Annotated in this window: 5 protein-coding genes; 3 read left to right on the top strand and 2 right to left on the bottom strand. The window is 72.5% G+C overall.

The features are described from left to right. The first annotated feature begins 85 nt into the window (after positions 1-85). The 3 genes from ACFC1F_RS42195 to ACFC1F_RS42185 all read left to right on the top strand — a co-directional run bounded on the left by ACFC1F_RS42195 (position 86) and on the right by ACFC1F_RS42185 (position 1,379). On the top strand, positions 86-295 hold the full coding sequence (locus ACFC1F_RS42195; RefSeq protein WP_376166992.1) for a hypothetical protein: 210 nt from the start codon (positions 86-88) through the stop codon (positions 293-295). Positions 296-454: 159 nt separating this feature from the next. Next, positions 455-760: a Ku protein gene (locus ACFC1F_RS42190; RefSeq protein ID WP_376166990.1), complete on the top strand. Its 306-nt coding sequence runs from the start codon at positions 455-457 to the stop codon at positions 758-760. 22 nt (positions 761-782) lie between these two features. Further along, a complete protein-coding gene (locus ACFC1F_RS42185; protein ID WP_376166988.1) occupies positions 783-1,379 on the top strand; it encodes a hypothetical protein in 597 nt (198 codons plus the stop codon). A gap of 165 nt (positions 1,380-1,544) precedes the next feature. Here ACFC1F_RS42185 and ACFC1F_RS42180 read toward each other — a convergent pair whose 3' ends face one another. After that, a complete protein-coding gene (locus ACFC1F_RS42180; RefSeq protein ID WP_376166986.1) occupies positions 1,545-3,008 on the bottom strand; it encodes a hypothetical protein in 1,464 nt (487 codons plus the stop codon). Beyond that, positions 3,005-6,802: a hypothetical protein gene (locus tag ACFC1F_RS42175; RefSeq protein ID WP_376166984.1), complete on the bottom strand. Its 3,798-nt coding sequence runs from the start codon at positions 6,800-6,802 to the stop codon at positions 3,005-3,007. The genes ACFC1F_RS42180 and ACFC1F_RS42175 overlap by 4 nt, the downstream gene beginning before the upstream one ends. Positions 6,803-6,995: the final 193 nt, after the last annotated feature.

The raw sequence follows: 6,995 nt of genomic DNA, 5'->3' as shown, positions 1-6,995 counted from the left end.
AGCACTCGGGCCGCGACCAGCGGTTGATGACGCCTGCGCCCCGCGCGCTCCCGCGGCTCCCCGGTCACTTCCGGCGCTTCGCGGCATGGGAGAACTCCGTCACGACGGATTCCGCCCGCACGTCTCCGTGGCCTGCTCCAGCGCGGCCGGCCCGGCCCAGCCGGCCGCCGACGCCTTGGCGAGCGTGACCTCCTCCCCGACCACCGCCCGCATTACCAGGGCCGAGCTCATCGTTCTCGGACGCGATCGGCGGATGTACGAATGGACGAGCTTCGCCACCGTGCGCCTGGGTTGAGCAAGGCCCGGCACCGGCTCCTCGTGACACGGGGCGCTGGTCGGTCGTTGAGGGGGCGCCCGAGGTGCCCTCGCCGACGACGTGGAGCCCCTGGCTGGCCAGGGGCTCCACGTTCCACCTCTTCTTGTCCCCTATGGGTCAGGGTGGCTTCATGCCGGTATGGGTCAGGGTGGCTTCATGCCGGCCGAGCGGGTCGACCCGATCCACTACAACAGGTCGTACTACCTGACGGCCGCGGGGCCGGGGGCCAGCCGTCCCTACGCGCTGCTGCGCCAGGCTCCGCTGGAATCCGGGCAGGTCGCCATCGCCCGCACCGCGCTGCGCACCCGCGACAGCCTGGTCGCGATCCGGGTCCGGGACCAGGGGCTGGAGCTGCACACCGTGCACTTCGCCGACGAGATCCGCGATGCCCGTCTTGAGGTCGGTGACCTACCGGAAGGGCCAAACTGTCCGAGCAGGAGGTGAAAAGGCCGAGCAGCTGATCAGCATGCTCGCGATCGAGTGGAAGCCCGAGGAGTGGCACGACACCTACGAGGAACAGGTGCGGAAACTCGTCGAGGACAAGCTCGCCGGACGCGAGATCGCCGTCTCCGCCGGCCCGGCGCCCGAGGCCACCAACCGCGTCGACCTGATGGACGCCCTGCGCCGCAGCCTCGACAGCGCCCGCGAAACGGAACCGGCCAAGGGAACGAAGAAGCCCTCCGGCCGGACGGCCGCCGCCCGCGCGAGCCGTACTCCGAAGCCGACCGGCGGCAAGACGAGCACCTCCGTCAGAGCCCCCGTCGGCAGGACCGCGGCCAAGCTTGGAACCCTGGAGCGCCACAGCTTCTGGCCGGAGAAGAAGCTGACGGTCGCACTTCGACGTGCCGAATCCATGCACAACTGGCTCTACAGCAAGCGGCTCAAGCGCCGGCGGCCGGCGCCGCCCGTAGTCGTCCGCCCCCTCCCTGAACAGACGGCGCTGGCCGAGGCGTTCATCGCATTCCTCGACCACGTGGCCCGGCAGCGCGTGGCCGTTGTCCAGCCCGCGCCCTGCCGCCACGCCCACCGCATCCGCGCGAGGCCTACCTCTCGCACCAAATGACGCTCAACGCTCCTCCCCGCCGGTGCCGGGGTCGGCTCCGGCACCGACCGTGGCGCCACGCTGCCTTCCTCTACCACGCCGGTCACGCGGTTCCGCACGGCACTCCGCCCGTGGAGACCGGCACGCCTGTGCGCGCGTGGTCTCAACGGGGCACATGCCGCCGGTTTACGAGCTGAGGTGTTCGTACAGCTTCGCCAGGGGCCCGGTACCGAGCGGTTCTCGATGGGAGAGGCAGTTGCGGGCCTCGAGCAGGACGGCGAGCCGGGCACTCTGGGGGAGGGTGAGCCGGACGTGTCCGGCCCGCTTGGCACGGGCCAGCATGTTGAGTTCCATCCCGCGCAGCAGCTCGGCGACATCGGTGGCGGCGCCGGCGGGTTGGGACCGGCGCTCCGGGCCGTAGCTGGCGGCCATCTGCTCGGCGGTCAGGAGGGCGGCGGGCAGGACGGCGGTCACCAGGACCTGCCGGGCGTCGTCGATGAGCGGGAGCAGCGTGCGGCTCTGGGCGAGCCAGACCAGCGTGTCCAGCGAAAGCTCCGTGCCGGAGGCGAGCATGGCCGCGGGGTGAGGCCGCAGGTGTCCGTCCCAGGAGTCCACGGTGCCCGCGTTCCATGGTCCACGCAGGGACGACGGGGGCCGACCGGACAGACCGCCCGTACGCGGGATCGCGGGCGCCAGCACGGCGGGTGAGGGATGGGCCGCGCAGGCGGCGGCGAGGGCCTCGCTCAAGGTGTCGGGGCTGCCGTCCCAGTGGGCGGCGAGGTGGGACGCGTGGCCGAGGAAGGGGCCGCACACCTCGACCACGGTGGCGAGGGTGACGGCTTCCTCGATCCGTTGGCGGCTGGTGAGGGCCGAACGGGAGCGGCGGGGCCGGTTCACGGTAGCGATCGCCGAGGTGTCGACCCGGCTCAGTGCGCCCCACCACCAGTGGACCGCAATGTCCTCGCTCGCGAGCCGGTCGGGGTAGGACGTGGGCAGATGGTCAGGGGTGGCGGTGACGAGGAGTTTGGGGCGCTGGTGGGGCGGCAGGCCCGCTTCCTTCGCCGCGGCGGGCAGACGCAGCAGGAGGTGGGCTATCGCTTCGGGGTCGTCCTCGCGCGTGGCGTCGACGACGTAGACGCAGCCGTCCGTGTGCGGGCTGGTGGTGAGCCGCTGGTACACGTCTCGCGCGGTGGCCGAGGGGTGCGTGTCGAGGAGGCTTTCCAGTCGGGCTTCGATGCCCCGGGAGCGGTCGGGAGACGTCCGGGCACGCGGGATGAAGGGCTCGGGTGCGGAGCTCTCGTCACCGAATGCCGCGGCCATGATCCCGGCGACGAAGCCGTCCTCGGTATCCAGGACCGGGAGCTGGCCGGACCACAGGGGTTCAGGACCGGCGGCCGCTAACGACTCGTGGGCGGGCTGGGCCCTGTCCTGGTCGATGGGGTGCGGCGGCGGCACCGTACGCCAGTGCGCCTGGCCGGCGAGCAGGTCCCCGAGGAGGGGTTCCGGGTGGGGCATCGTCGCGGGGAACAGCAGCAGGCAACTGCTGCCGGCGTCCAGGTCGTCGGCGACGTGGCGCAGCCAGAGCCTGGCCCCCGGCAGGGCGGCGAGGTCGTGGTGCTCGGCGGCGTGGGGCGTCGCGGCGGTCGTCACGGGCGGGCCGCGAGGGCTCGGAAGGTCACCGGGTCCAGCGCGATTCCGTTCTCCCCCTGGTCGAGGACGCCGAGGTCCGTCAGCCTGCGGACCACGTCCAGGATCCGGTTCTCCGGTACGCCGATGATGTCCGCGATCCGCGCGGGCGTGTCTTCCTCGGGTGCGTCCAGGAGTTCGGTCCAGTGGGTGAGCAGCGCGGCGAGCTCGGTGTCCAGCCCGACCCGCTGGAGGTGTTGGTGGGCGAAGTCGGAGGTGGCGGTATGGGCGCGGATGCGCGTGAGCGCGGCCTCCAGGGGGGTGTTGGTACGGGAGACCTGGTGGATGGTCAGTTCGACCAGCTCGGGCCAGCCGCCGGTGGCCTCCACCAGCTGGCGGCGGCGCTCGGGGGTGTCGAAGGGGCACTCCGGCCAGGCGCGCAGGCTGTCCGCGGTCCACCGCTCGGGCCGGATCGCGTCGCCGATGAGGTCCGTGCGGGCGTAGACACCCATCGGGTCGACCAGTATCACGGCCGACCTGACGGCCGGAGGTGACTTCTTGCGCGACCGGGTCGCGGCGGTGTGCTCCTGGAGCCGGGCGAGGGCGTCGTTCAGTTCGGCCTGGCCACGATTGCGCATGTCGACCAGAGCCAGCTGCGGGGTCCGTACCTGGGCCTGCTCGGCGAGGTGCGCGGACAGATCGGGGCCGCTTCGGCTGACCGTGATGCCGCGGGCGCCGGCGTAGACCTCGACCGCCTTGATGACGCGGTTGGGGCCGAACGCGTCCGTCGCGCACACCGCGCTGACTCCCTGGCCGGTGACGGTGTGCAGCTGCTCCTCGGTGAGCGGGCTGAGCATCTGGACGCCCCCGGGGCCCTGGCCGAGCAGGCGCCGGGAGAACCGCGGGTTGTACTCGTAGGGGAGGCTGAACTCGGTCTCGCGCAGCTCGAGCTCCAGCGAGTCCCGGGTGCCGAGCATGTTGACGACGTTGGGACTGCGCACCGCGAAGGTGGGGTTGTGGCCCGGCTGCTGGACCAGCACGCCCAGGCCCACCAACTCCTCCAGGTAGATGCGCACCGCGGTCACGGTGAGGCCGCGGAAGCCGTCCGGCCAGTGCCGGCGTGCTTCCTGGAGCAGCTCCTCGGGCTGGTAACCGAGCCGGTGCCCGTCCTCGAGGCTGCGCAGGGCCATCACCAGGGCGAGCACCCGGTACCGGTCCTCCAGGTTGATGGTGATGCGCAGCCGCTCCGCGATGTACTGGTGCACCTTGGGCGAGGCGCTGACGGCGCGCACGTCGGCGGCGGTCACGGTGATGGGCCACTGGGCCTCGGCGGCGGGCTTGGCCCGCAGGGCCGAGACGAGCTGGTCGCAGAAGATCTGCACCAGGGACGCCTGGTAGTTCGTCGCCGCCAGCACCCGCCACACCAGGGCGGGGTGCTCGAAGACGAAACCGAGCGCGGCCATCGGCTCGGCCACTAGGCGCTGCGCCTCGGAGGACCGCAGCGGGCCGACGAGGACGTCGGGGCCGCCGTGCAGGGTGGTGACGTTGGACAGGTGGCTGAAGCGCTGGACCTGGTGGAGGCCGGCGAAGACGACCTTGAAGCGGCGCTGGCTGAGCTCCATCAGCCCCTTGAGTCGCTGGACGTTGGGGAAGATGCTCTCGCCTCCGCGGCCGCGGGCGGAGCGGGAGTCGGCGGTGAGGAAGGCGTCGGCCTCGTCGGCGAGCACGAGGAGTCGGCGCTCGGGGTTGGCCGTGATCCACTTCTCGATCTGACGAGCGGCCACATCCGGTTTGGCGTCGGCCGAGCTCTTGGCGTCCAGGACTCCGATCCGCTGCAGTTCCCGGGTGAGCTCGTACCAGATCCGCTCGGCCGGCTCGGCCTCGCCGATCCCTCGGGCCTTCAGGTCGATGTAGACGGCGTGCCGGTTCGGCGCGGTGGGGAAGGAGGCCTCGACCCGCCGCAGGAGGGCGGACTTGCCCAGCTGTCGGCCGCCGTAGAGGAACAGCCCTCCGAGGGGGTCGACTACCTCCGTCATCTCCTCGCGGCGCCCGTAGAACACCTCCGGCGGGACCAGCCCGGCCACGAACGGGGTGTAGGGGTTGAAAGCGGTCCACGGCAGGGTGACGCGCTGGGTGGCGCGGTAGGAACGCGGGAAGCGGGCGGCGATCCAGCCGAGCACGGCCGGGTCGACGACCAGTGCCTGGCGCATCCCGGCCCGGGCACGGGCCACCAGCTCACGTCGGCCGGCCAGGCCCATCGGGTAGAGGTAGAGGATCAGCGTGGCGCCGTTGTCGTACTCGTCCAGCAGGTCCAGCACGCTGCGCCCGACCTGTTCCTCGGACACGATGACCACGCTGTACCTACCGTTGGCCGCGGAACCGAGCGGGGCGACGTACCCGGGGCGGGACTCGCTGACGCGCGCGCGCACGGTTCCCCGTACCTGGCCGAAGCGGCGGCGGCCGTCGTCGACGGGAGCGAGGGAGCCCTGCTCGGGTTCCAGACCCAGCATGCGCAGCACGGGCTGAAGGTGGCGCTGCCACTCGGAGCCGCGCAGCGTGGAGTCGCACAGCGCCTCCCAGGCCTCCAGGGCGGGGCGCACGCCGTCGGTGAGTTCCCCGTCGGCGTAGTTCTCGGCCCACGGCAGGGCGCTGAAGCCCTGCTGGAGCCGCGCGGCCTCCGTCCGCGCGTCCAGGCCGGCCATGAACTGCGTCAGCTCGATGCCCCAGTCGGAGCTGTTCCAGTCGGGCAGCGGTTCGCCGCGCTTGGCCAGGTAGACGAACTCCTCGGCGGTGACGGTGTCCTGGTTCGCCAGGAGTTCCTCGAACCGGGCGCGGTCGCGCTGGGTGAGGTCCAGCTCGGCGATGTCGGCGCGGAGCTTGACGACGTACTCGCGCACCGCGTCGCGCAGCTGCTCGGCGAGCGCGAGGACCTGCTCGACGGCGGCGCGGTAGGCGCCGGCGGGCTGGGGCTGCTCGAGGCGGATCAGCTCGCCGCTGAACTCCCGGGCGGTGGCCGGGTCCAGTGTCTGCTGGGTCCGCAGCTCGGCGAGCAGGCCCGAAGCGACGGTGTGTTCGGTACGCAGCCGCGCGGTCCATTCCGCGCGGGCCGCCTCGATCGTCCTGGCCTGGTCGGCGGGCCGGCCGTCGGCACCGCCAGCGGCCGGGACGGCGCCTTGGGCGAGGGAGGCGGCCAGGGCCTCGGCGAGGTGGACGTCTCCGTGCTCGCAATGCTCGCGCACGGCGGCGTCGGGGTCGATGCCGTCGAGCAACGGCGCCAGGGCCGCGGTGAAGCCCTCGGCCCCGGGGGCGGGGCTTCCGTCGGCGTTACGGGGCAGGGCGGTCAGAGCGAGCAGGGGCCTGGTGCTGGGCTCGTGCTCGCGCAGGTCGCCGGGGAGTCCTTCGGAGTCGTCGGCGACGACCAGCGGAGCGGTGTGCGGACCCTCGCCACGCAGCCACTGGCCGAGCAGGTCGAGCATCGCGCCGTCGACACCGGGCAGCGGCGGTGCACTGGTGACGGCGGCAAGCAGCGGGCTCAGGGAGGTGGCGACGTCGGCCCTGGTGGTGGCCTGCGAGGCCGCCACGTTCCGGGCGCGGGCCAGCAGGTCCTCCACCGCCGTGATGGCTCGCAGCAGTGCCCGCTTGGCCTTGGCCTCGATGGACTCCTTGGCCTGCATCGGGCTGGCCACGAGGGCGTCGGCGGCCTCGATCAGGCGCTCCCCCGAGTCGCGCCGTCCGAAGAATTCGGCCGCCTGGTCGAGGTCCTGCGGGCTGGCCTCACCGTTCGCCCAGTCCACGATCGTGCCAAGGGTGACGCCCAACGGCTGCCCTTCCGAGACCAGGCGGGCCAAGACCTGGGTGGCCCGCTCGTAGCCGATACGGCGCCGGGGCAGCTCGGCGAGGAGGCCCGCGGCTTACTCGCCCAGCTGCTCCCCGGTAACGCCGGGGCGGGTGGAGTCGACCACCCCACCCCCGCAGGGGGAGAGTCGGCCGCAAAGCCGGACGGGCTGCGGG

The sequence above is a fragment of the Kitasatospora sp. NPDC056181 genome (assembly GCF_042266225.1).
Taxonomy (GTDB): Bacteria; Actinomycetota; Actinomycetes; order Streptomycetales; family Streptomycetaceae; genus Kitasatospora.
The sequence above is the reverse complement of the archived record's forward strand: the minus strand, read 5'-3'. Positions and strand labels throughout refer to the sequence as shown.